Origin of the sequence: Pseudomonas putida (genome assembly GCF_028682455.1) — a bacterium.
Classification (GTDB): domain Bacteria; phylum Pseudomonadota; class Gammaproteobacteria; order Pseudomonadales; family Pseudomonadaceae; genus Aquipseudomonas; species Aquipseudomonas putida_AA.
Genome location: NZ_JANHLD010000003.1, coordinates 764,245 through 784,772 on the forward strand (window position 1 = coordinate 764,245; position 20,528 = coordinate 784,772).

Here is a 20,528-nt window from a genome sequence, read left to right on the forward strand (position 1 = left end):
GACGCAGGCTATGCCGCGTCGGCGTTTTTGCGCACGGCGCGCATCAGCGCAGCCAAGAGTTTCAACAGGTCCTGGGGATCGTGGTGCGCAGTGTTGTTCATTGTGGTGTTCTGCCTTGAGGGAGACGCGATAGCGCTTGGAGTGCGCGCCTGGCTGAAAGATCCCGGCGCCCTCAATGAAATTGCAATCGCTTGCAGGAGCGAGCTGGCCCCGCGAAGCCCCTAGCGCCCAGGCACCAGCCTCAAGGTGCTCCTCGCCGCCGCATCCCCCAGCTGCGCCCGGTGATACTGCCCCTCGATGTAGTCCTTGGCCTGGTCGGCATAGTGCTTGTCGAACAGCACGCCGCTTTGCCCCACCGGGTTGATGGTCAACGCCTGCCCGGCATCGGCGAAGTCGATCAGGCGTCGGGTAGAGGGCCCATAGGTGACAGGCCAGGGGGCCGGGCCAATTTTTGCCGACAGGTTGTTCGGCACTTCATGGCTACCCGGCGCGGCAAAGGCGCCGACGTTGAACAGCAGGTTCAATGGCTTCTGCAGCCCCAGTGGATGGTTATGGGTCAGGGTATGCGCCTTGCCCCATTGCCAGTCCGATGGGTTGTTGCCCAGTGTTTCGCGCAGGTGCGCAAGGCTGGCTTGCCAGGCCCGTTTCACGGCTTCGCTGCGACTGCCATGCTCGCTGCTGCCGTGCTGCCCCCACCAGGGCGACTCGGCATCGGCGGCCAGGCGAGGCAGGGCAGCGTCGATGGCGCGGGTGCTGATCAGTGTCTGGAACCAGGCATCGCCCAGCTCGTCATGCATCGCGGCGTAGGCCAGGTCGTAGAGGAACTGGTTGAACAGCGTGGCGCTGACTGAATCCAGCGGATAGTCGCCGCTCCAGCCGGCCAGTTGCTCGACCAGCTCCTTTTCCTGGTCGCCCTGGGCCACTTCGCGCAGCACGCCCAGCAACGGCGCCAGGGTCCGTTGGCCGTAGCCGGTGGCGGTGTCGAGCTGCAGCGCCTGGCTGTTCTGGGTGTCCCACTTGATTTGCGGGTCGGCCAGGTGGCGATCCAGCTGCTGGCCTCGATCGGCAAGGTTGTAGTAGCCCGGAATCGGCAGGGCGGCGGGCGGCTGGAAGTTGGCCGAGACGATATAGCCGCTGGCCGGGTTCTCTTGCTGCGGGTTGGCACTGAACGGGTAGAAGCCAAGCTTGTCGGCCTGGGGCGTGCTGCCATCGAGGATGAAGGTCGGGTCGACCCCCTCCGGGCGAATCGGCAGTTGCGCGGCGGCCCACCAACCGATATCGCCGCTGGCATTGGCCCATACCAGGTTGAGCCCGGGTGCCTGGATCTTCGCGGCGGCAGCGCGCATTTTGTCCAGGGTGTCGGCGCGGTTGACCTGGTAGAAGCCGTCGAGAATCGGATTCTCGGTTTCAAGGAACGCCCACCACATGGCAATCGGCGTGGGCCCTGCATTACTGCCGATCACATCGTTGACGATCGGCCCGTGGGGCGAGCGGCGCAGGGTGATGGTGACCGGTGCTTCACCTTTCACCGCGATGCTGTCCTGGGTGACGGTCAACGGTTGCCACTGGCCGTTGATGCGCACCTGGTCGGGGTTGTCGGGGTTTACCTGTTCGGCGATCAGGTCGACATCGTCGTTCTGGAACATGGTCAGGCTCCAGCCGAACTGGCGATTATGCCCAAGCGATGCGAACGGATTGAGTGCCTGGTGATAGCCGTACAGGTTGAAGCCGGGCGCCGACAGCTCGGCTTCGTACCACACCGCTGGCACCGCAAAGCTGATGTGCGGGTCGCCTGCCAGCAGCGGCTTGCCACTGCGGGTGCGACTGCCTGAAACGGCCCAGGCGTTGCTGCCTTCGTATTGAGGAATGCCGGCTTCGCTCAGGGCCTGCTGGCTGGCCCGGGCCAGGTGTTCAAGGCTTTTCCAGTCGGCAGCGGCCAGCGGCGGGCTGCTCTGCACGGCCCCCTGCGGGTTCCAGCCAAGGTCGAAGATGTTCAGGTACTCGGCGCCCAGTTGGTCGCGTACATAGGTCATGGCCGGTTCGGTGCGAAACGCTGCTGCAAAGCTGTAGGCCATGTAGCCGGCGATGCTCAGGGTGTCTTGCGCGGTGAAGGGCCGCGGGGTGATGCCCAGCACATCGAATTCCATGGGCTTGGGATGGCTGGCCTGCCAGGCGTTGACGCCATCGAGGTAGGCCTGAAGTGCGAGCCAGGCCGGTGACTGTTTGTCCTGGCGCTCGACATAGCGCTCGGCCTGCTCGCGGATGCGCAAGGCGCGGAACAGGGTATCGGTGGGCACCAGCTTGCTGCCGAGGATCTCGGCCAGTTCGCCACGGGCCAGGCGCCGGACGATCTCCATCTGGAACAAGCGGTCCTGGGCATGCACGTAGCCCAGGGAGCGGTACAGGTCGATCTCGTTCTGGGCCTGGATATGCGGCACGCCGCGATCGTCGTAGTGCACGCTGACCGGGGCCTGCAGGCTGGCCAGGGCCACCTCGCCCTCGCGCTGCGGCAACTTGCCCTGCACATACCAATAACCGCCGCCGGCCGCCGCGGCAATGGCCACGGCGAGGAAGGTCAGGCTGCGCTTCATCGGAACTCCTTGTACGTTTTGGCGGATAGTGTGGTCCGATCATCGAGGTATTCGCGCACAGAGGATAGTCCCAAAGGAGGCAACATGGACCTTAGCGAAAAACAGAAAATGCTCACCGGCCAGCTCTACCGCGCCACGTGCCCGGAGCTGCAGGCCGAACAGGTCGCCAACAAGCTGTGGATGCACCGCTACAACAGCAGTGCCGACCAGCTCAACGACTACCGTCATGGCCTGCTGCTGGAGCACTTCAGCGAAGTGGGTGAGGGCGCGGTCGTTCGCCCACCGTTCCATTGCGACTACGGCTACAACATCAGCGTTGGCCAAAACGTGTTCATGAACTTCAACTGCGTGATCCTCGATGTGTGCCCGGTGCGCATCGGCGACGACTGCCAGATCGGCCCTGCGGTGCAGATCTATACGGCCGACCACCCGATGGACCCCGCGTTGCGCCGCAGCGGCCTGGAAAGCGGTCGACCAGTGGCGATCGGCAACAACGTGTGGATCGGTGGCGGGGCGATCATCTTGCCGGGGGTTACGGTGGGGGATAACGCGGTGATTGGGGCCGGCAGCGTGGTGACCCGGGATGTACCGGCGGGTGCGACGGTGGTGGGCAACCCGGCGCGGGTGCGTCAGTTATCCCAGGGGCAGTAGCAGCCCACCGCCATTGTGTGGGTGGCGCTGACCGATCGACCCTGGCTCAGTGCCAGAAGAATGGGCTCGATAAAGCTGTTGCTCGAATTACAGGTAGCCCCCTCGCTGTAGGGGCCGAAGTAGGCCAGGTTGCCCTGGCGGTCCCAGATCGCCACGGCGGGGCTGGCGGGCAGGTGTTCGGCGCCGGGCAGCGCGGGCAAGGGCTTGAGTGCGCCCAGGGTGGCCGGCAACTGGCCACGGCTGCCGGGCTTTTGCACGGCATAGAACTCAACGCCTTGAGGGCCAAAGTGCTCGATCAGCTCGGCCAGGTGCTGCTGGTTGCCGACATTGCACGGGCAGGCCGGGTCCCAGAAGTGCACCAGGCGGATCGGCCCGGGGCCGGCGATGGCGTCTGGCAGTTGCAGGTGATCGCCGGAAAACAGTGCGGTCTGGTTGTCGAAGGTACGCAGGTAGCGGCTTTGGAAACCGTCATAGGCCCACCACAGGCCAACAGCGCAGAGAGCGGTGACGAGCAGGCCGAGCAGGGTTCGGGTGGTGGGTGCGCGCATGGGAGGGTTTCCGGAAAATGTCGCCTAGCTTGCCATGCTGCCGGCGACAGCTGAATATCACAGGTCAATATCCCGCTTCTTGTGTTCGGAAATGCTTATGCCTGCGTCATTTCAGCCTGACTCGTTACGCGCCAGCCTCTCGCCTCTGGTTGCGCGTCAGCCACTGTCGACGCAGGCCCAGGCCTATCAGCGCTACTACGGGCTCGACCTGCCGGCGCGCAAGGTCCAGCCACAGCGCTGGCTGGGTCGTTTCGAGGCCGCGGGGTTCGAACTGGTCGGGCAGGTCTGGCTGCCTGCCACGCCGGTGGCGACCCTGGTGATGCTGCATGGTTTCTATGACCACATGGGCTTGTACCGCCATGTCATCGACTGGGCGCTGGACCAGGACTACGCGGTAATTGCCTGTGACTTGCCGGGTCATGGCCTGTCCAGCGGCGAGCGGGCCAGTATCGACGATTTCGCCGCCTACCAGCAGGTCCTGCAGGCGCTGTTCGAGCAGGGCCGCGCCCTGGGGCTCCCACAACCCTGGCACTTGTGTGGGCAGAGTACCGGCGGGGCGATCGTCATCGACCACCTGCTGCACGGTGGGGGGCAAAGCCCGGCCCAGGGGCAGGTGATTCTGTTGGCACCCTTGGTGCGGCCGCGCTCGTGGCGCTGGTCGAAACTCAGCTATCGCCTGCTGCGGCCCTTCGTCAAAGGCATTGAGCGACGCTTCAGTGAGAACTCCAACGACCCCACCTTCCTGCCGTTCCTGCAGGCCGACCCGCTGCAGCCACGACGCTTGCCGACCGCCTGGGTGGGGGCGCTGGTGGCGTGGGTCAAGCGCATCGAGGCGGCGCCTGCCAGTGCGCGGCGGCCGTTGATCATCCAGGGCGAGTCGGACATGACCGTGGACTGGCCGTACAACCTCAAGGTTCTGCGGGAGAAGTTCGCCGAGCCCGAGATCCTGTTGATCCCCGAGGCACGGCACCACCTGGCCAACGAGCTGCCGGCGATCCGGCAGCGCTACTTCGACTTTATCGACCAGCGTTTGGGCTGATCACTTCAGCTCCGAGGTGTTCTGCCCCACCGCCAGGCCTGCGCGAATGGCAGCCAGCGCGGCCTTGTAGTACGCCTGGCCTTCGTTGGACTCGGCGAAGGTGGCGAAGGCTTCCAGTTCGGCGTCGGTCAGGTCGCGGTAGACGTACAGCAGGGTGTTGTTCAGTTCGCTGCCGATCTGCGACATCAGGCGCTGGCGCTGGCCATCGAGCAGGCTCTGGGCCTGACCGCCACCGAGCAGGCCGGGGATCATCTGGCTCAAGCTGTCGGCGGCAACCCCGGCAATGGCCAGGCTGACTTCGGCGCCGGCCTCGCGGGCAGGCAGGGCCTGGGCCAGGTGGCCGATGATCAGCAGGCGGTCGTCGCTGGCCTCGACCTTGGGCAGGCCCTTGGCGTTCTTGGCCAGTTGGTCGCGACGGGTCGCCAGCAGCTCGGCCGCGACGATCTTGCGCCCCAGGGGCGACTCGAAAAAGGCCAGTGCCGGCACCGGGTTGCTCAGGTTGGCGCGCAATTGTGCCTGCGCGCGCTTGTCCACGGCCTGGGCCTGGAAGCGCTGGTTGCTGTTATTGACCAGTGCCTGGTAAACGGCAGGCGGCAAGCTGTTGCGATAGCGCTGCTGGGCGGCATCGAGGGCATCGGTAAAGTGGGCGCGCTGCTCAGGCCAGCCGGCGACCTTGTAGAGTTGGTCGAGGCTGTCTGCCCAGACAGGCGTGGTGCAGATCATCATCAGCAGAAAAAACAAACGGCGCATTCAGGACTCCTGTCGGCAGGGCGCTATTGTCTTGGCCCGGCCGGGCTTTGTCGAGACGCCATTGCATACTCTCGGCCAAGTGGCGCTGTCGGATTTCGCAGCACATGGATACTATGCGCGCCATGCACTTACCTTCTGATCACCCGCTGCTGTTGCGCATCGTCGACGACCTGGCCACCTGTGGCTGGTCGCAGGAGAACATCTTCCTGCCAGGGCCTTTGACCCTGGCGCTGGCGGCTGAGTGCCGCAAACGTGCGGCCGAAGGTGAGCTGGCGCCGGCGGCCGTAGGCCGCGGGCCCTCCCAGGAGGTGCGTGAAGGTATTCGCGGCGACCACATCCAGTGGCTCGAACCCGGCCAGGCCGAGTGCTGCGATCAGTACCTGAACCTGATGGACAGCCTGCGCGAGGCGCTCAACCGCGGCCTGTTCCTGGGGCTGGAAGACTTCGAGTGCCACTTTGCCCTGTACCCGCCAGGCGCGTTCTACCGCAAGCACCTCGACCGTTTTCGCGACGACGACCGGCGTATGGTCTCGGCGGTGATCTACCTCAATCCCGAATGGCTGCCGGAGGATGGCGGGCAGTTGCGCATGACCCTGAAGAACGACGTGGAGCATGACGTGCAGCCCATCGGTGGCTGCCTGGTGGTGTTCCTCTCGGGCGACATTCCCCATGAAGTGCTGCCGGCTCAACGCGAGCGGTTGTCGCTTACCGGCTGGTTCCGCCGTCGTGGCAACGAACCCTTCTAAGCTGCTGCACAAGGTCCTGGTCAGCGCCTGCCTGCTGGGCCAGCCGGTGCGTTATGACGGGCGCTCCAGTGGTCATCCCGATTTGTTGCAGCAATGGCAAGGCGAAGGCCGGATTGTGCCCTTGTGCCCGGAAGTGGCGGGCGGCTTGCCGACCCCACGGCCACCGGCGGAGATTCCCGGTGGCCAGGGCGGGGCGGTGCTGGAGGGCGAGGCGCAGGTCATCACGGTAGGGGGCGAGGATGTCACCGCGCAGTTTGTCGCGGGCGCGCAGTTGGCGCTGGAGTTGGTGCGCAAGCATGGCATTCGCATTGCGGTGCTCAAGGCCGGCAGCCCGTCGTGTGGCAACCAATTGACCTATGACGGTACCTTCAGCGGCACCAAGGTAGCGGGCGAGGGCGTGACGACGGCATTGCTGCGCCGGGAAGGGGTGCTGGTGTTCAGTGAGCTGGAGCTTGAGGCGGCCGAGTTGGCGCTGGGGCGGCTGTAGCGGGTTTCGCGGGGCAAGGTGTGGGAGCGGGCTTGCCCCGCGATCTGTCATTTGGGCGGCTTGCTGGCATCCATTCCGAACCACTTCTGCGACAGTTCGCTCAGCCGGCCATCGGCCTTGATTCGTTGCAGGGCGTTGTCTACAGCGCTCTGGAAGGCCGGGTTACCTTTCTGGAACGGAATCGCCAGGCTGAGGATCGGCCCGACGGTAGCGCCCTTGGTTACCGGTTGCTCGCTGTCACGAATGGCATAGGGCACCAGCAGGCGGTCGCTGATGGCCGCGTCGATCTGATCGTTGGCCACGTCCTTGATCGGTTGGGTCGCCTCAGGGTAGCTGCGCAGGTCAACGCCTTCGACCCCACGCGCCTGTTCGGCGAACTGGCTGCCCTGGACCACACCCAGGCTATGGCCCTTGAGTGCATCAAGAGTGCTCAGCGGGCGCTTTTCTTCCTTGCGCACGATCAACTGGGCGCTGGAGTAGCCATACGGCTCGCTGAAATCCAGGCGTTCCTTGAGTTGCGGGGTAACGGCGATGTGGTTCAGGGCGATGTCGTACTTGCCGCTTTCGACGCCTGGCAGCAAGTCGTCGCGATCGGTGACGACGAACTCGGCGCGCACATCCAGCTCATGTGCCAGTAGTTGCCCCAGTTCGATCTCGAAGCCGGCCAGTTTCTCTTCTTTCTTGAAGTTGAACGGCGCCATGTTGGCTTCGACGGCAATGCGAAGTTCTCCGCGGTCATTGATGTCGTCGATCAGTTCTGCATGCGCCCATGGGCTGAGCAGGGTGGCAAGCAGTACTCCTGTGGTCAAACGCATCTAAGCCCCTTAATCCTTTGGCAGTAAAAATGTCAGTCGCCGTCGCTTTGTGATGATGCCACGGTCGCGCGCAACTTAGGACCGCATCCTTTCCAGGATGTTTGATACCGGGAGAAATATTTTCCCGCGGCATTCCTGAACATATTTTGATTCATTTGTTCTATGGTTACAGATCGTTGTCATACGTTTCAGTGGCAACGGGTTTGAAGTAAATCACAGGAGAAGTGAATGAAAAGCCTAGTTTCGCGTGCTGCCGTCGCCGGCTTGCTGATGGGAGTCTCGGTATTTGCCGCCGCTGAAGGCCTGAAGAGCCAGGAGCCGCCGAAAGATGCCAAGGTCTTCATCGTTTCCCCTGCCGATGGCGCGACGGTCGACAAGACCTTCACCGTCAAATTCGGCATCGAAGGCATGGCGCTCAAGCCTGCGGGTGACCAGACCCCGCACACCGGCCATCACCACCTGCTGGTAGACGTTGACAACGAACCGGCTGCCGACCAGGTACTGCCGACCAGCCTGCTGCCGGAAAACAAGGCACCTCTGCCAGCCGGCCCGCAAGTGCTGCACTTTGGCAAGGCGCAAACCGAAGTCGAACTGACCCTGACACCCGGCAAGCACACCCTGCAACTGGTGCTGGGCGACAAGTTCCATGTGCCTTTCAAGCCAAGCGTCGAATCGAAGAAGATCACCGTTACTGTTAAGTAACCGCTTAAAACGATCGCGGGGCCAGCCTACTCCTACGCAAGGTAGGAGCGGGCTGGCCCCGCGATTTTTGTCGCCTGAATAACTTAGAACAGTACGCGGGAACGAATGGTGCCCTTGACCTGTTGCAGTTTTTCTTGCGCCAGATCCGAGTACTCGGCGTCAACGTCGATTACCACGTAACCGACTTTCTCGTTGGTCTGCAGGAACTGACCGGAGATGTTGATACCGTTTTCGGCGAAGACTTTGTTGATCTCGCTGAGTACGCCTGGAATGTTTTCGTGGATGTGCAGCAGGCGGTGCTTGCCTGGGTGCGCCGGCAGGGCCACTTCAGGGAAGTTGACCGACGATACCGAAGTACCGTTGTCGCTGTACTTGACCAGCTTCTCGGCTACTTCCAGGCCGATGTTTGCCTGGGCCTCGGCGGTGGAACCACCGATATGCGGGGTCAGGATCACGTTATCCAGGCCACGCAGCGGGCTTTCGAACTCTTCGTCGTTGGAGCGTGGCTCCACCGGGAATACGTCGATGGCCGCGCCGATCAGGTGCTTGTCCTTGATTGCGGCGGCCAGGTGATCCAGCTCGACCACGGTGCCGCGGGCGGCGTTGATCAGGATGCCGCCTTTCTTGATGGCACGGATTTCCTTCTCGCCCATCATCCACTGGGTGGCGGCGGTTTCCGGTACGTGCAGCGAAACGATGTCGGACATCGCCAGCAGCTCGTGCAGGTTGCCTACCTGAGTGGCATTACCCAGCGGCAGCTTGGTAATGGTGTCGTAGAAGTACACCTGCATGCCCAGGCCTTCGGCCAGAACCGACAGTTGGGTACCGATCGAGCCGTAGCCGACGATGCCCAGCTTCTTGCCGCGGATCTCGAAGGAGTTGGCTGCGCTCTTGATCCAGCCGCCACGGTGGCAGGAGGCGTTTTTCTCCGGGATGCCGCGCAGCAGCAGGATCGCTTCGGCCAGCACCAGCTCGGCGACCGAACGGGTGTTGGAGTAGGGTGCGTTGAACACCGCGATACCGCGCTCGCGAGCGGCTTCCAGGTCGACCTGGTTGGTACCGATGCAGAAACAGCCGACAGCGACCAGTTTCTTGGCGCAGTCGAAAACCTCTTCGGTCAGTTGAGTGCGTGAGCGGATGCCGATGAAATGGGCATCAGCGATCTTTTCCTTCAGATCGGCGTCTGGCAGGGAGCCAGTGAGGTACTCGATGTTGCTGTACCCGGCGGCCTTGAGGACGTCCACGGCGGATTGGTGGACGCCTTCGAGAAGAAGGAACTTGATCTTGCTCTTATCGAGAGAAGTCTTGCTCATCTGCGTAAACCTGTGTCCCGGAGAAAAATGGCAGGGAAGTGAAGCGCTCGCAGTATCGGCCTCAAGGCACGATCAGCGGGGGGCGTATGCTAGCATGAGTACCCCCCGATACGCCCATCCCTGGCACGTGAAGAGTGCTCAGGGTGACTATGAATAGTTCGAGAGTTCTGTCGATGACCGATTCTGCGTTGCTTGATGAGCTGATGACCCTGGTTGAGCCGGGCAAGATGCTGACTGATGCGGCTTCCCTCGAAGCATATGGCAAGGATTGGACCAAGCATTTCGCCCCGGCGCCGCGGGCTGTCGTATTCCCCAAGAGCACCGAACAGGTCCAGGCCATCGTCCGCTGGGCCAACCAGCACAAGGTTGCCCTGGTGCCATCGGGCGGTCGCACCGGGCTTTCGGCGGCGGCAGTGGCGGCCAATGGCGAAGTGGTCGTGTCGTTCGACTACATGAACCAGATCCTGGCGTTCGATGAGTTCGACCGCACCGTGGTCTGCCAGCCGGGCGTGGTCACCGAGCAACTGCAGAACTTTGCCGAAGACAAGGGCTTGTACTACCCCGTCGACTTCGCCTCCGCAGGTTCAAGCCAGATTGGCGGCAATATCGGCACCAATGCCGGCGGTATCAAGGTCATTCGCTACGGCATGACCCGTAACTGGGTCGCCGGCCTGAAAGTGGTCACCGGCAAGGGCGAACTGCTCGAGCTGAATAAGGACCTGGTCAAGAACGCCACCGGTTACGACCTGCGCCAGCTGTTCATCGGCGCCGAGGGCACCCTGGGCTTTGTGGTCGAGGCGACCATGCGCCTCGACCGGGCGCCGAACAATCTCACCGCGATGGTGCTGGGCACGCCCGACTTCGATTCGATCATGCCGGTGCTGCATGCCTTTCGCGACAAGCTCGACCTCACCGCCTTCGAATTCTTCTCCGACAAGGCCCTGGCCAAGATCATGGGCCGCGGCGATGTTCCCGCACCGTTCGACACGCCTTGCCCGTTCTATGCCCTGCTGGAGTTCGAAGCCAGCAATGAAGAAGTGGCCAATGAAGCCCTGGCCACCTTCGAGCACTGCGTGGAGCAAGGCTGGGTACTCGATGGGGTGATGAGCCAGAGCGAACAGCAGTTGCAGAACCTCTGGAAGCTGCGCGAGTACATCTCCGAAACCATCTCGCACTGGACGCCGTACAAGAACGACATCTCGGTGACTGTTTCGAAAGTGCCGGCATTCCTGCGGGATATTGATGCGATCGTAGAACAAAACTACCCGGATTTCGAAGTGGTCTGGTATGGCCACATCGGCGACGGCAACCTGCACCTGAACATCCTCAAGCCCGATGCCTTGAGCAAGGACGAGTTCTTCGCCAAGTGCACCAAGGTGAACAAGTGGGTGTTCGAGATCGTGCAGAAGTACAACGGTTCGATTTCTGCCGAACATGGCGTGGGTATGACCAAGCGGGATTACCTGACCTACAGCCGATCGCCCGCTGAAATCGAATACATGAAAGCCGTGAAGGCGGTGTTCGACCCGAACGGGATCATGAACCCCGGCAAAATCTTCGCGGTCGAGTGAGTTATAAGTACAAGAGCTTCCAATAGCGCCAGGAGTCGGTAATGAGCTATCAGCACCAGTATGTAGACGGCACGCGTATTCACTTTCCCCTGGGCAAGGTGGTGTGCATCGGGCGCAACTATGCCGAGCACGCCAAGGAACTGGACAACCCGATCCCGACCGAACCGTTGTTGTTCATCAAGCCAGGCAGCTGCGTAGTGCCGGTGGATGGCGGCTTCAAGATCCCGACCGAGCGCGGTTCGGTGCATTACGAAGCAGAAATCGCGGTGTTGCTGGGCAAGTCGTTGTCGCCGGAGCCGAGCGAAGAAGAAGTGCTCGATGCCATTTCCGGCTTCGCCCCGGCCCTGGACCTGACCCTGCGCGACCTGCAGGCCGAGCTCAAGGCCAAGGGCCTGCCGTGGGAGCGCGCCAAATGCTTCGATGGGGCCTGTGTGCTGGCGCCCTTCGTATCGGGCGGCACCTTCGAAGACCTGGCCGATATCGGCATTCGCCTGACCATCAACGGCGAGGTGCGCCAGGACGGCAACAGCGCCCTGATGCTCAACCCGGTCGTGCCGATGATCCAGCACATGGCCTCGCAGTTCACCCTGCAGGCAGGCGATGTCATTCTCACCGGTACCCCGGTGGGCGTCGGCCCGCTCAACCCGGGCGATGAGTTGGTGCTGGAGCTGCCAGGCGCCAGCCGTTTCGAAAGCAAGGTGTTGTAATTCCCTCCCGGGGCGGCCGGTGAAACGGCTGCCCTGCGCTCTGTCGGCTTTTGTCATTTTTTTCACAATCAATCCGGATAATGCTTGCGGATTCGGCTCTGTGAACGTGCCGGTAATGTGTTATTAACTGGCAAAAAAGAGCACAAATTCCCATGGCCACTCCTGTCCCCTCCAGTAAATCCGTACCTTCTGCGCGCAAGCGTGGGCTCGCCCTGCGTTGGTCAACCTGGCTGGCAGCGGCGGCCATCATTGGTTATGGCGTGGCGATTGCCATGCACTGGGACGATCGTGGCCTGTTGTGGATCAAGGAGAGCTTCGAAACCCCGGTCGAGCAGCAAGCCAGCATCTGGCTGCCGGACTACCAGGTGGATATCGATGCCAAGGTGCTGCCGGGCATGGAAGACGACGAGGCCTCCGACCTGTCGTACAACCCGGTGAGCAAGACGTTGTTCGCGGTGATGGGCAAGAACCCCTTCCTGGTCGAGCTGAACCTTGACGGCGATGTACTGCGCAAGATGCCCCTGGTGGGCTGGAGCAATCCTGAAGGCGTGGCGGTGCTCGAAGGTGGTCGCCTGGCGATCGTCGATGAGCGTGATCACAAATTGACCATCGTGACCCTCGCAGCCGATACCCAGTCGCTGAATATCGCTGACTTCCCGCAGTATGACCTCGGCCCTTCGAAGAACCAGAACAAGGCGTTCGAAGCCGTGGCCTGGGACCCGGCGCAGCAGCGCATCATCCTGGGCGAAGAGCGTCCGCCGGCACTGTTCACCTGGGCCAGCGATGGCAAAGGCCCGCTGACGGGCGACAAGCAGTCGCTGCCAAGCGACGAGCTGGACCTGCGCAACCTCTCGGCGCTGGGCGTGGACCCGCGCACCGGACACCTGCTGGTGTTGTCGGCCGACTCCAACATGTTGCTGGAGCTGGACGAGCAAGGCGAACAAGTCAGCTTCATGACCTTGCTCGGCGGCTTCAATGGCTTGAGCAAGCGCATTCCTCGCGCCGAAGGTGTGGCGATGGACGAGCATGGCACCCTGTATATCGTCAGTGAGCCTGACCTGTTCTATCGGTTCAAGAAGCCCTGACTAGACTTGTGTGCTGCCAACGCAGATTTTAAGTTTGGCTTCAGTTGAATGTGATCTGATTCAGGCTGTCACCTATCGAGTCCCCCTGAATGCGCCGCTACATCCGCCTGCCCCTGATCGCCCTGGTTGTCAGCCTGATTGCCCTGCTCCTGCTTGCAGTAGCGGGGCAGCACTATCGTCTTTACGAGCGTGGTTGGTTCAACCTCAAGACCTGGTGGCAACCGGCTGAGCAGAGCATGGGGCTCGATCAATACCGTGTCGTCCTCCAGGCCAAGCCCATCGACGGGCTGGATGAAGACATCTCTGCGCTGACCTTCGACCCGGATCGCAACAGCTTGTTCACGGTCACCAACAAGCAGCCTGAGTTGATCGAGCTGTCGCTGGACGGGCGCATCCTGCGGCGCATACCGCTGACCGGGTTCGGCGACCCCGAGGCAGTGGAGTATGTAGGCCTTGGCAGCTACGTGATTACCGATGAGCGCGAGCAGCGCCTGATCCGTGTGCGCCTCGACGACAGCACGCTGTTCCTCGATGCCAACGACTCCGAGCAGTTGAGCCTGGGCATTGGCTTGAACGGCAACAAGGGTTTTGAAGGGCTGGCCTATGACTCGAAGGGCAAGCGCCTGTTCGTGGCCAAGGAGCGCGACCCGATGCTGATCTACGAAGTGCATGGCTTTCCCCATGACAACCCCGAGCAGCCGTATGCCGTACACGTCGTTCAAGACCGCAAGCGTGATTCGCGGTTGTTCGTGCGTGACCTGTCGAGTTTGCAGTTTGACGAGCGCAGCGGCCACTTGCTGGCCTTGTCGGATGAGTCGCAGCTGGTGCTGGAGCTGGATACCACTGGCAAGCCGCTGAGCAGCCTGTCGCTACGCAAGGGTTTCCAGGGGCTGGAGAAGAGCGTGCCGCAGGCAGAAGGCATCGCCATGGACGATGCCGGGACCATCTACCTGGTCAGCGAGCCGAACCTGTTCTACGTGTTCAAGAAGCCGACCGAATGACCTGAGCGCGGGGCAAGCCCGCTCCTGCCGGCAGGAGCGGGCTTGCCCCGCGATGCGTTCAGGCCTTGAGGGTTTTCACACCTTCAGCCGTACCCAGCAGCAGCAGGTCTGCCGGCCGCGCTGCGAACAGGCCATTGGTGACCACACCGACAATGGCGTTGATCTGGCGTTCCAGTTCCACCGGGTTGGTGATCTGCATGTTGTACACATCGAGGATGATGTTGCCGTTGTCGGTCACCACGCCTTCGCGGTAGACCGGGTCGCCGCCCAGCTTGACCAGTTGGCGCGCCACATGGCTGCGGGCCATTGGAATCACTTCGACCGGCAGCGGGAAGGCACCGAGTACCGGTACCAGCTTGCTGGCGTCGGCGATGCAGATGAAGGTCTTGGCCACGGCGGCGACGATCTTCTCGCGGGTCAGGGCTGCGCCGCCGCCCTTGATCAGGTTCAGGTGTTCGTCGCTTTCGTCGGCGCCATCGACGTAGAACTCCAGGTCGCTGACGGTGTTCAGTTCATAGACCGGGATGCCGTGGCCCTTCAGGCGTGCGGCGGTGGCTTCGGAGCTGGCGACCGCGCCGTCGAAGGCAGTCTTGTGTTTGGCCAGGGCGTCGATGAAACAGTTGGCGGTCGAGCCGGTGCCGACGCCGACGATGCTCTTGTCGTCGAGCTTGGGCAGAATGAAGTCGACAGCGGCCTGGGCGACAGCCTGTTTGAGTTGGTCCTGGGTCATGCGGGCTCCGAAGCGGGGAGGAGTATCGTGAAGGCGCGTAGTATAGCGGCTAAAACCGCAGACTTGCTGTGGTCGCCCGACGGGGCGCTGGGGTAGACTCCAAGCCCCCGCCCAACCGCCCAGTGATGCTTTCCCGATGCTCGAACAGTACGTCAAGAAGATCCTCACCTCGCGCGTTTACGACGTTGCGGTCGAAACCCCGTTGCACACGGCCGGCCAGTTGAGCAAGCGCCTGGGCAACAACATCCTGCTCAAGCGCGAAGACTTGCAGCCGGTGTTTTCCTTCAAGATTCGTGGCGCCTACAACAAGCTGGCGCAACTGACCCCGGAAGAACTGGCCCGTGGCGTGGTCACTGCCTCGGCGGGCAACCACGCCCAAGGCGTGGCGCTGGCGGCGCGGGAACTGGGGATCAAGGCGACCATCGTGATGCCCAAGACCACCCCGGAGATCAAGGTCGAAGGCGTGCGCTCGCGCGGCGGCAAGGTGGTGCTGCACGGTGATTCCTTCCCCGATGCGCTGGCCTATTCGCTCAAGCTGGTCGAGGAAAAGGGCTTCGTTTATATCCACCCTTACGATGATCCGCACACCATTGCCGGGCAGGGCACGGTGGCCATGGAAATCCTGCGCCAGCACCCGGGCCAGCTGGATGCGATCTTTGTTCCGGTAGGTGGTGGCGGGCTGATCGCGGGCATTGCCGCCTATGTGAAGTACCTGCGGCCTGAGATCAAGGTGATCGGCGTCGAGCCGGATGATTCCAACTGCCTGCAGGCGGCCATGGCCGCGGGCGAGCGAGTGGTGCTGCCCCAGGTCGGACTGTTCGCCGACGGCGTGGCGGTGGCGCAGATCGGCCAGCACACCTTCGACATCTGCAAGCAGTATGTCGATGAGGTGGTGACGGTCAGTACCGATGAAATCTGCGCGGCAATCAAGGATATCTACGACGATACCCGCTCGATCACCGAACCTGCTGGCGCGCTGGGCGTCGCCGGGATCAAGAAGTACGTCGAGCTCAAGGGCGTCAGCGGGCAGACCCTGGTGGCCATCGACTCGGGCGCCAACGTCAACTTCGACCGCCTGCGCCATGTGGCCGAGCGGGCCGAGCTGGGGGAAGGTCGCGAAGCTATCATCGCGGTCACCATCCCCGAGCAGCCGGGCAGCTTCAAGGCGTTCTGCGAAGCCATCGGCAAGCGCCAGATCACCGAATTCAACTACCGTTATCACGCCGATGGCGAGGCGCATATTTTCGTCGGTGTGCAGACCCATCCGGACACCGACCCGCGTAGCGCGCTGATCCAGAGCCTGACCGAGCAAGGCTTCCCGGTGCTTGACCTCACCGATAACGAACTGGCCAAGCTGCATATCCGCCACATGGTCGGTGGCCATGCGGCGCGGGTCAGTGACGAGCTGGTGCTGCGCTTCGAGTTCCCGGAGCGTCCGGGGGCGCTGTTCAACTTCCTCAACAAGCTGGGCGGTCGCTGGAATATCTCGATGTTCCACTACCGCAACCATGGTGCGGCCGATGGTCGCGTGGTAGCTGGCCTGCAGGTTCCGGATGATGAGCGCCACCTGGTGCCGGCAGCCCTGGCCAAGATCGGCTACCCCTATTGGGATGAGACCGATAACCCGGCGTACCGATTGTTCCTGGGCTGAGCAGCTAAGCTCAGTTCAGTCTAAAAGGAAGCAAATGACATGGAACACCTGACCACCCTCAAAGCCCTGCACGTCCTGGCCACCGTGATTCTGCTGGGCAGTGCCCTGGGCCTGGCGATCTGGACCTGGATCGCGCGACGCAAAGGCGACGCACAGGCTCACACTCGCCTGATGCAGCGTCCGCTGGTGTTCGTCTGGCTGTTGATGGGCATCAGCTTGGTGAGCATGCCGTTCACGGGGTGGTGGCTGGTGCACCTGATTGGCTGGCCGCTGGGGCAGACCTGGTTGCTGGGCTCCAGCGTGATCTACACCTTCGCTGCTTTGAGCTGGTTCTGGTTGCTGGCGCGGGTTAGTCGCTGGCGTACGGCGCCGAGCGCAGGTAATCCGAAGTTCACCCTGGCGCTGGCGGTGTTCAGTGGGGTGTGTTTTATCGCTATCGCAGGGTTGATGGGCGCAAAGCCGGTCTGACTCATATGCATCGCGGGGCAAGCCCTCTCCTACGATAGGAGCGGGCTTGCCCCGCGCAACGCTTCACATCAGTCGCGCAGGCTGATCACCGGCCAGCCGCGTTTCTCGGCCTCGGCACGCAGGTTAGGGTCAGGATCGACCGCAACCGGGTTGGCCACCTGCTCCAGCAGCGGCAGGTCGTTCATCGAGTCGCTGTAGAAGTAGCTGCCTTCCAGGTTGTAGCCATTATCTTCCAGCCAGCGGTTCAGGCGCGTCACCTTGCCTTCACGGAAGCACGGTACATCTGTGCTGCGTCCGGTGTAGCGGCCGTCGACCATCTCGCATTCGGTGGCCAGCAGGGTCTCGACGTCCAGGCGCTTGGCAATCGGGCCGGTAATGAAACGGTTGGTGGCGGTGATGATCACCAGTTTGTCGCCAGCGTCGCGGTGCTTCTTCAGCAAGGCCAGAGCCTTGGGCTGAACGATCGGTTCGACGCAGTCACGCATGAAATCGCGATGCCATTCGTCGAGTTGCGCCATTTCGGTCGCCGCCAGGATCTCCAGGCTGAAGTTCAGGTAGGCATCCAGGTCCAGCTTGCCGGCCAGGTAGTCCTGGTAGAAGGCATCGTTGCGGTTCTGGTACTCCACCGGGTCGAGAATCCCGCGGGCGCAGAGGTAGTCGCCCCAGGCGTGATCGCTGTCGCCGCCGAGGAGGGTATTGTCCAGATCGAATAAAGCCAGGCGCATTGAAGTCACTCGCATAACATCTGAAAAGTCCCACAGAATACGGACTTTTCACAACGATGCACATAAGGTAAACAGGCGCGTTGCTGGCCTTGTGACCTTTGTGGAACAATGCCGTGACATGCGTTTGCGAGGTTGCTGCCGTGATCGACCCCGATGGTTTTCGCCCCAATGTCGGGATCATTCTGACGAATGATCTTGGGCAGGTGCTATGGGCTCGACGGATCAACCAGGATGCCTGGCAGTTTCCCCAGGGTGGGATCAATCCTGAAGAAACGCCGGAAGATGCCCTGTACCGCGAGCTGAACGAAGAAGTGGGGCTTGAGCGGGATGATGTTGAAATTCTTGCCTGCACCCGCGGCTGGTTGCGTTATCGTTTACCCCAACGTCTGGTCCGCACCCACAGCCAACCGCTGTGCATCGGCCAGAAGCAAAAATGGTTTCTCCTGCGCCTGGTCTCCAACGAGCAGCGGGTGCGGATGGATCTGACCGGGAAACCGGAGTTCGATGGCTGGCGTTGGGTCAGTTATTGGTATCCGCTGGGCCAGGTGGTGACATTCAAGCGCGAGGTTTACCGCCGCGCTCTCAAAGAGCTTGCCCCGCGCCTGCTGGCGCGCGACTGACGACGGAGTTCGACCCCGAGCCATGCTCAATACGCTGCGCAAGATCGTCCAGGAAGTTAACTCCGCCAAGGATCTCAAGACGGCGTTGGGGATCATTGTGTTGCGCGTCAAAGAGGCCATGGGCAGTCAGGTGTGCTCCGTCTACCTGCTGGATCCGGAATCCAACCGTTTCGTGCTGATGGCCACCGAGGGCTTGAACAAGCGCTCGATCGGCAAGGTCAGCATGGCACCCAACGAGGGCCTGGTCGGCCTGGTCGGCACCCGCGAAGAGCCGCTGAACCTGGAACACGCCGCCGACCACCCGCGTTATCGCTACTTCGCCGAAACCGGTGAAGAGCGTTTCGCCTCCTTCCTCGGTGCACCGATCATCCACCACCGGCGTGTGGTCGGGGTCCTGGTTATCCAGCAAAAGGAGCGTCGCCAGTTCGACGAGGGCGAAGAAGCCTTCCTGGTGACCATGAGCGCCCAGCTCGCCGGTGTTATCGCGCATGCCGAGGCCACGGGTTCGATCCGTGGCCTCGGTCGTCAGGGCAAGGGTATCCAGGAAGCCAAGTTCGTCGGTGTACCAGGTTCGCCCGGCGCGGCGGTGGGCAAGGCGGTGGTCATGCTGCCCCCGGCCGACCTCGATGTGGTGCCCGACAAGACTGTCGAAGACATCGACGCTGAACTGCAGCTTTTCAACAATGCCCTTGAAGGGGTGCGCGAAGACATGCGCAACCTCTCTGCCAAGCTTGCCAACCAGCTGCGCCCGGAAGAGCGCGCGTTGTTCGACGTCTACCTGATGATGCTCGACGACGCGGCCCTGGGCGGCGAAGTGGTACAGGTGATCAAGACCGGCCAGTGGGCCCAGGGCGCCCTGCGCCAGGTGGTGGGCGAGCACGTCAATCGCTTCGAGCTGATGGACGACGCCTACCTGCGTGAGAGGGCCTCCGACGTGAAGGATCTGGGCCGGCGTCTGCTGGCCTACCTGCAAGAGGCAAGGCAGCAGACGTTGGTCTATCCCGACAACACCATCCTGATCAGCGAAGAGCTGACCCCGGCCATGCTCGGCGAAGTGCCGGAAGGCAAGCTGGTGGGGCTGGTGTCGGTACTGGGTTCGGGCAACTCCCACGTTGCGATCCTCGCCCGCGCCATGGGTATTCCCACCGTCATGGGCCTGGTCGACCTGCCGTATTCGAAGGTCGATGGCATCGACATGATCGTCGATGGCTACAAGGGTGATGTCTACACCAACCCCAGCGACGTGCTGCGCAAGCAGTATGCCGAGGTGGTCGAAGAAGAGCGTCAGCTGGCCCAGGGGCTCGATGCCCTGCGCGAACTGCCGTGCATCACCCTCGATGGCCACCGCATGCCGCTATGGGTCAACACCGGGCTGCTCGCCGATGTGGCCCGCGCACAGCAGCGCGGCGCCGAAGGGGTGGGGCTGTACCGCACCGAAGTGCCGTTCATGATCAACCAGCGTTTCCCCAGCGAAAAGGAACAGCTGGCGATCTACCGCGAGCAACTGGCGGCCTTCCACCCGTTGCCGGTGACCATGCGCAGCCTGGACATCGGCGGTGACAAGGCGCTGTCGTATTTCCCCATCAAGGAAGACAACCCCTTCCTGGGCTGGCGCGGTATCCGCGTTACCCTCGATCATCCGGAAATCTTCCTGGTGCAGACCCGCGCCATGCTCAAGGCCAGTGAAGGCCTGAACAACCTGCGCATTCTGCTGCCGATGATTTCCGGTATCCACGAGCTCGAAGAAGCCCTGCACCTGATCCACCGTGCCTGGGGCGAGGTGCGCGACGAGGGCACCGACGTGCCGATGCCGCCGGTGGGTGTGATGATCGAGATCCCGGCAGCGGTGTACCAGACCCGCGAGCTGGCGCGCCAGGTGGACTTCCTGTCGGTCGGCTCCAACGACCTGACCCAGTACCTGTTGGCGGTCGACCGCAACAACCCGCGGGTCGCCGACCTCTACGACTACTTGCACCCGGCGGTGCTGCAGGCTTTGCAGAACGTGGTGCGTGATGCCCATGCCGAAGGCAAGCCGGTCAGTATCTGCGGCGAAATGGCGGGCGATCCGGCGGCGGCGGTGCTGTTGATGGCGATGGGTTTCGACAGCCTGTCGATGAACGCCACCAACCTGCCGAAGGTGAAATGGATGCTGCGCCAGGTGAGCCTGAGCAAGTCCCAGGAGTTGCTGGCCCAGGCGATGGGTATCGACAACCCGCAAGTTATCCACAGCTCGCTGCAGCTGGCCCTGAAGAACCTGGGGCTGGCGCGCATGATCAATCCAGGGTCGTCCAAGACCTTGTGACATCGCGGGGCATGTAGCCATGCTCG

Annotated in this window: 20 protein-coding genes; 13 read left to right on the forward strand and 7 right to left on the reverse strand. The window is 62.4% G+C overall.

What is annotated here, in order from left to right:
* Positions 1-221: 221 nt before the first annotated feature.
* Positions 222-2,591 (reverse strand): penicillin acylase family protein, encoded by a 2,370-nt coding sequence (locus tag NPS58_RS20630; RefSeq protein WP_274117134.1) that lies wholly within the window; start codon positions 2,589-2,591, stop codon positions 222-224.
* Between the two features lie 84 nt (positions 2,592-2,675).
* Here NPS58_RS20630 and NPS58_RS20635 point away from each other — a divergent pair, with 84 nt between their 5' ends.
* Positions 2,676-3,242 (forward strand): sugar O-acetyltransferase, encoded by a 567-nt coding sequence (locus NPS58_RS20635; protein WP_274117135.1) that lies wholly within the window; start codon positions 2,676-2,678, stop codon positions 3,240-3,242.
* On the opposite strand, the gene NPS58_RS20640 is transcribed toward NPS58_RS20635, so the two are convergent.
* A complete protein-coding gene (locus NPS58_RS20640) occupies positions 3,221-3,790 on the reverse strand; it encodes a DUF6436 domain-containing protein (protein WP_274117136.1) in 570 nt (189 codons plus the stop codon). The genes NPS58_RS20635 and NPS58_RS20640 overlap by 22 nt on opposite strands.
* 97 nt (positions 3,791-3,887) lie before the next feature.
* Here NPS58_RS20640 and NPS58_RS20645 point away from each other — a divergent pair, with 97 nt between their 5' ends.
* Positions 3,888-4,829 (forward strand): alpha/beta hydrolase, encoded by a 942-nt coding sequence (locus tag NPS58_RS20645; RefSeq protein WP_274117137.1) that lies wholly within the window; start codon positions 3,888-3,890, stop codon positions 4,827-4,829.
* Here NPS58_RS20645 and NPS58_RS20650 read toward each other — a convergent pair whose 3' ends face one another.
* The gene (locus NPS58_RS20650; protein ID WP_274117138.1) at positions 4,830-5,579 is read right to left on the reverse strand and encodes a DUF2059 domain-containing protein; all 750 of its coding nucleotides are present in this window, start codon (positions 5,577-5,579) and stop codon (positions 4,830-4,832) included.
* A gap of 113 nt (positions 5,580-5,692) precedes the next feature.
* Here NPS58_RS20650 and NPS58_RS20655 point away from each other — a divergent pair, with 113 nt between their 5' ends.
* Entirely contained in the window at positions 5,693-6,325 is a 633-nt protein-coding gene (locus NPS58_RS20655) for a 2OG-Fe(II) oxygenase (RefSeq protein WP_274117584.1), read from the forward strand.
* Between the two features lie 4 nt (positions 6,326-6,329).
* On the forward strand, positions 6,330-6,812 hold the full coding sequence (locus NPS58_RS20660) for a DUF523 domain-containing protein (protein WP_425313105.1): 483 nt from the start codon (positions 6,330-6,332) through the stop codon (positions 6,810-6,812).
* A 47-nt stretch (positions 6,813-6,859) separates the two neighbouring features.
* Here NPS58_RS20660 and NPS58_RS20665 read toward each other — a convergent pair whose 3' ends face one another.
* Positions 6,860-7,627: a transporter substrate-binding domain-containing protein gene (locus tag NPS58_RS20665; RefSeq protein WP_274117140.1), complete on the reverse strand. Its 768-nt coding sequence runs from the start codon at positions 7,625-7,627 to the stop codon at positions 6,860-6,862.
* A gap of 228 nt (positions 7,628-7,855) precedes the next feature.
* Between NPS58_RS20665 and NPS58_RS20670 the strand changes: the two genes are divergently transcribed.
* Positions 7,856-8,329: a DUF4399 domain-containing protein gene (locus NPS58_RS20670; RefSeq protein ID WP_274117141.1), complete on the forward strand. Its 474-nt coding sequence runs from the start codon at positions 7,856-7,858 to the stop codon at positions 8,327-8,329.
* Positions 8,330-8,412: 83 nt separating this feature from the next.
* Here NPS58_RS20670 and serA read toward each other — a convergent pair whose 3' ends face one another.
* On the reverse strand, positions 8,413-9,642 hold the full coding sequence (gene serA / locus NPS58_RS20675; protein WP_274117142.1) for a phosphoglycerate dehydrogenase: 1,230 nt from the start codon (positions 9,640-9,642) through the stop codon (positions 8,413-8,415).
* Between the two features lie 173 nt (positions 9,643-9,815).
* Here serA and NPS58_RS20680 point away from each other — a divergent pair, with 173 nt between their 5' ends.
* The 4 genes from NPS58_RS20680 (at position 9,816) to NPS58_RS20695 (ending at position 14,006) form a co-directional block, all read left to right on the forward strand.
* Positions 9,816-11,213, forward strand: a complete 1,398-nt coding sequence (locus NPS58_RS20680; protein WP_274117143.1) for an FAD-binding oxidoreductase — start codon at positions 9,816-9,818, stop codon at positions 11,211-11,213.
* Between the two features lie 41 nt (positions 11,214-11,254).
* Entirely contained in the window at positions 11,255-11,920 is a 666-nt protein-coding gene (locus NPS58_RS20685; protein ID WP_274117144.1) for a fumarylacetoacetate hydrolase family protein, read from the forward strand.
* Between the two features lie 152 nt (positions 11,921-12,072).
* Entirely contained in the window at positions 12,073-13,005 is a 933-nt protein-coding gene (locus NPS58_RS20690) for an SdiA-regulated domain-containing protein (RefSeq protein WP_274117145.1), read from the forward strand.
* Positions 13,006-13,094: 89 nt separating this feature from the next.
* Positions 13,095-14,006, forward strand: a complete 912-nt coding sequence (locus NPS58_RS20695; RefSeq protein ID WP_274117146.1) for an SdiA-regulated domain-containing protein — start codon at positions 13,095-13,097, stop codon at positions 14,004-14,006.
* 58 nt (positions 14,007-14,064) lie between these two features.
* Here the strand turns inward: NPS58_RS20695 and rpiA are convergent, their stop codons facing one another.
* On the reverse strand, positions 14,065-14,736 hold the full coding sequence (gene rpiA / locus NPS58_RS20700) for a ribose-5-phosphate isomerase RpiA (protein WP_028943859.1): 672 nt from the start codon (positions 14,734-14,736) through the stop codon (positions 14,065-14,067).
* A 136-nt stretch (positions 14,737-14,872) separates the two neighbouring features.
* Here rpiA and ilvA point away from each other — a divergent pair, with 136 nt between their 5' ends.
* Both ilvA and NPS58_RS20710 read left to right on the forward strand, forming a co-directional pair.
* The gene (gene ilvA, locus NPS58_RS20705) at positions 14,873-16,387 is read left to right on the forward strand and encodes a threonine ammonia-lyase, biosynthetic (protein WP_274117147.1); all 1,515 of its coding nucleotides are present in this window, start codon (positions 14,873-14,875) and stop codon (positions 16,385-16,387) included.
* A 39-nt stretch (positions 16,388-16,426) separates the two neighbouring features.
* Complete coding sequence (locus NPS58_RS20710; RefSeq protein ID WP_274117148.1) at positions 16,427-16,855, forward strand: DUF2269 domain-containing protein; 429 nt, start codon at positions 16,427-16,429, stop codon at positions 16,853-16,855.
* Between the two features lie 68 nt (positions 16,856-16,923).
* Here the strand turns inward: NPS58_RS20710 and NPS58_RS20715 are convergent, their stop codons facing one another.
* On the reverse strand, positions 16,924-17,580 hold the full coding sequence (locus NPS58_RS20715) for an HAD family hydrolase (RefSeq protein ID WP_274117149.1): 657 nt from the start codon (positions 17,578-17,580) through the stop codon (positions 16,924-16,926).
* Positions 17,581-17,720: 140 nt separating this feature from the next.
* Here NPS58_RS20715 and NPS58_RS20720 point away from each other — a divergent pair, with 140 nt between their 5' ends.
* Both NPS58_RS20720 and ptsP read left to right on the forward strand, forming a co-directional pair.
* Complete coding sequence (locus tag NPS58_RS20720) at positions 17,721-18,200, forward strand: RNA pyrophosphohydrolase (RefSeq protein ID WP_010222140.1); 480 nt, start codon at positions 17,721-17,723, stop codon at positions 18,198-18,200.
* A 22-nt stretch (positions 18,201-18,222) separates the two neighbouring features.
* Positions 18,223-20,502 carry a phosphoenolpyruvate--protein phosphotransferase gene (ptsP, locus tag NPS58_RS20725; RefSeq protein ID WP_274117150.1) on the forward strand — a complete coding sequence of 760 codons (2,280 nt, stop codon included), beginning with the start codon at positions 18,223-18,225 and terminating at the stop codon, positions 20,500-20,502.
* The last annotated feature ends 26 nt before the right edge of the window (positions 20,503-20,528 follow it).

Excerpts from the sequence above, each read along its gene's own strand:
- NPS58_RS20690 (WP_274117145.1), top strand. The coding sequence starts at position 12,073 with ATGGCCACTCCTGTCCCCTCCAGTAAATCCGTACCTTCTGCGCGCAAG.
- NPS58_RS20635 (WP_274117135.1), top strand. The coding sequence starts at position 2,676 with ATGGACCTTAGCGAAAAACAGAAAATGCTCACCGGCCAGCTCTACCGC.
- NPS58_RS20655 (WP_274117584.1), top strand. The coding sequence starts at position 5,693 with ATGCGCGCCATGCACTTACCTTCTGATCACCCGCTGCTGTTGCGCATC.
- rpiA (WP_028943859.1), bottom strand. The coding sequence starts at position 14,736 with ATGACCCAGGACCAACTCAAACAGGCTGTCGCCCAGGCCGCTGTCGAC.
- serA (WP_274117142.1), bottom strand. The coding sequence starts at position 9,642 with ATGAGCAAGACTTCTCTCGATAAGAGCAAGATCAAGTTCCTTCTTCTC.
- NPS58_RS20710 (WP_274117148.1), top strand. The coding sequence starts at position 16,427 with ATGGAACACCTGACCACCCTCAAAGCCCTGCACGTCCTGGCCACCGTG.
- NPS58_RS20715 (WP_274117149.1), bottom strand. The coding sequence starts at position 17,580 with ATGCGCCTGGCTTTATTCGATCTGGACAATACCCTCCTCGGCGGCGAC.
- NPS58_RS20680 (WP_274117143.1), top strand. The coding sequence starts at position 9,816 with ATGACCGATTCTGCGTTGCTTGATGAGCTGATGACCCTGGTTGAGCCG.
- NPS58_RS20670 (WP_274117141.1), top strand. The coding sequence starts at position 7,856 with ATGAAAAGCCTAGTTTCGCGTGCTGCCGTCGCCGGCTTGCTGATGGGA.
- NPS58_RS20650 (WP_274117138.1), bottom strand. The coding sequence starts at position 5,579 with ATGCGCCGTTTGTTTTTTCTGCTGATGATGATCTGCACCACGCCTGTC.
- NPS58_RS20645 (WP_274117137.1), top strand. The coding sequence starts at position 3,888 with ATGCCTGCGTCATTTCAGCCTGACTCGTTACGCGCCAGCCTCTCGCCT.
- NPS58_RS20640 (WP_274117136.1), bottom strand. The coding sequence starts at position 3,790 with ATGCGCGCACCCACCACCCGAACCCTGCTCGGCCTGCTCGTCACCGCT.
- NPS58_RS20685 (WP_274117144.1), top strand. The coding sequence starts at position 11,255 with ATGAGCTATCAGCACCAGTATGTAGACGGCACGCGTATTCACTTTCCC.
- ptsP (WP_274117150.1), top strand. The coding sequence starts at position 18,223 with ATGCTCAATACGCTGCGCAAGATCGTCCAGGAAGTTAACTCCGCCAAG.
- ilvA (WP_274117147.1), top strand. The coding sequence starts at position 14,873 with ATGCTCGAACAGTACGTCAAGAAGATCCTCACCTCGCGCGTTTACGAC.
- NPS58_RS20695 (WP_274117146.1), top strand. The coding sequence starts at position 13,095 with ATGCGCCGCTACATCCGCCTGCCCCTGATCGCCCTGGTTGTCAGCCTG.
- NPS58_RS20665 (WP_274117140.1), bottom strand. The coding sequence starts at position 7,627 with ATGCGTTTGACCACAGGAGTACTGCTTGCCACCCTGCTCAGCCCATGG.
- NPS58_RS20630 (WP_274117134.1), bottom strand. The coding sequence starts at position 2,591 with ATGAAGCGCAGCCTGACCTTCCTCGCCGTGGCCATTGCCGCGGCGGCC.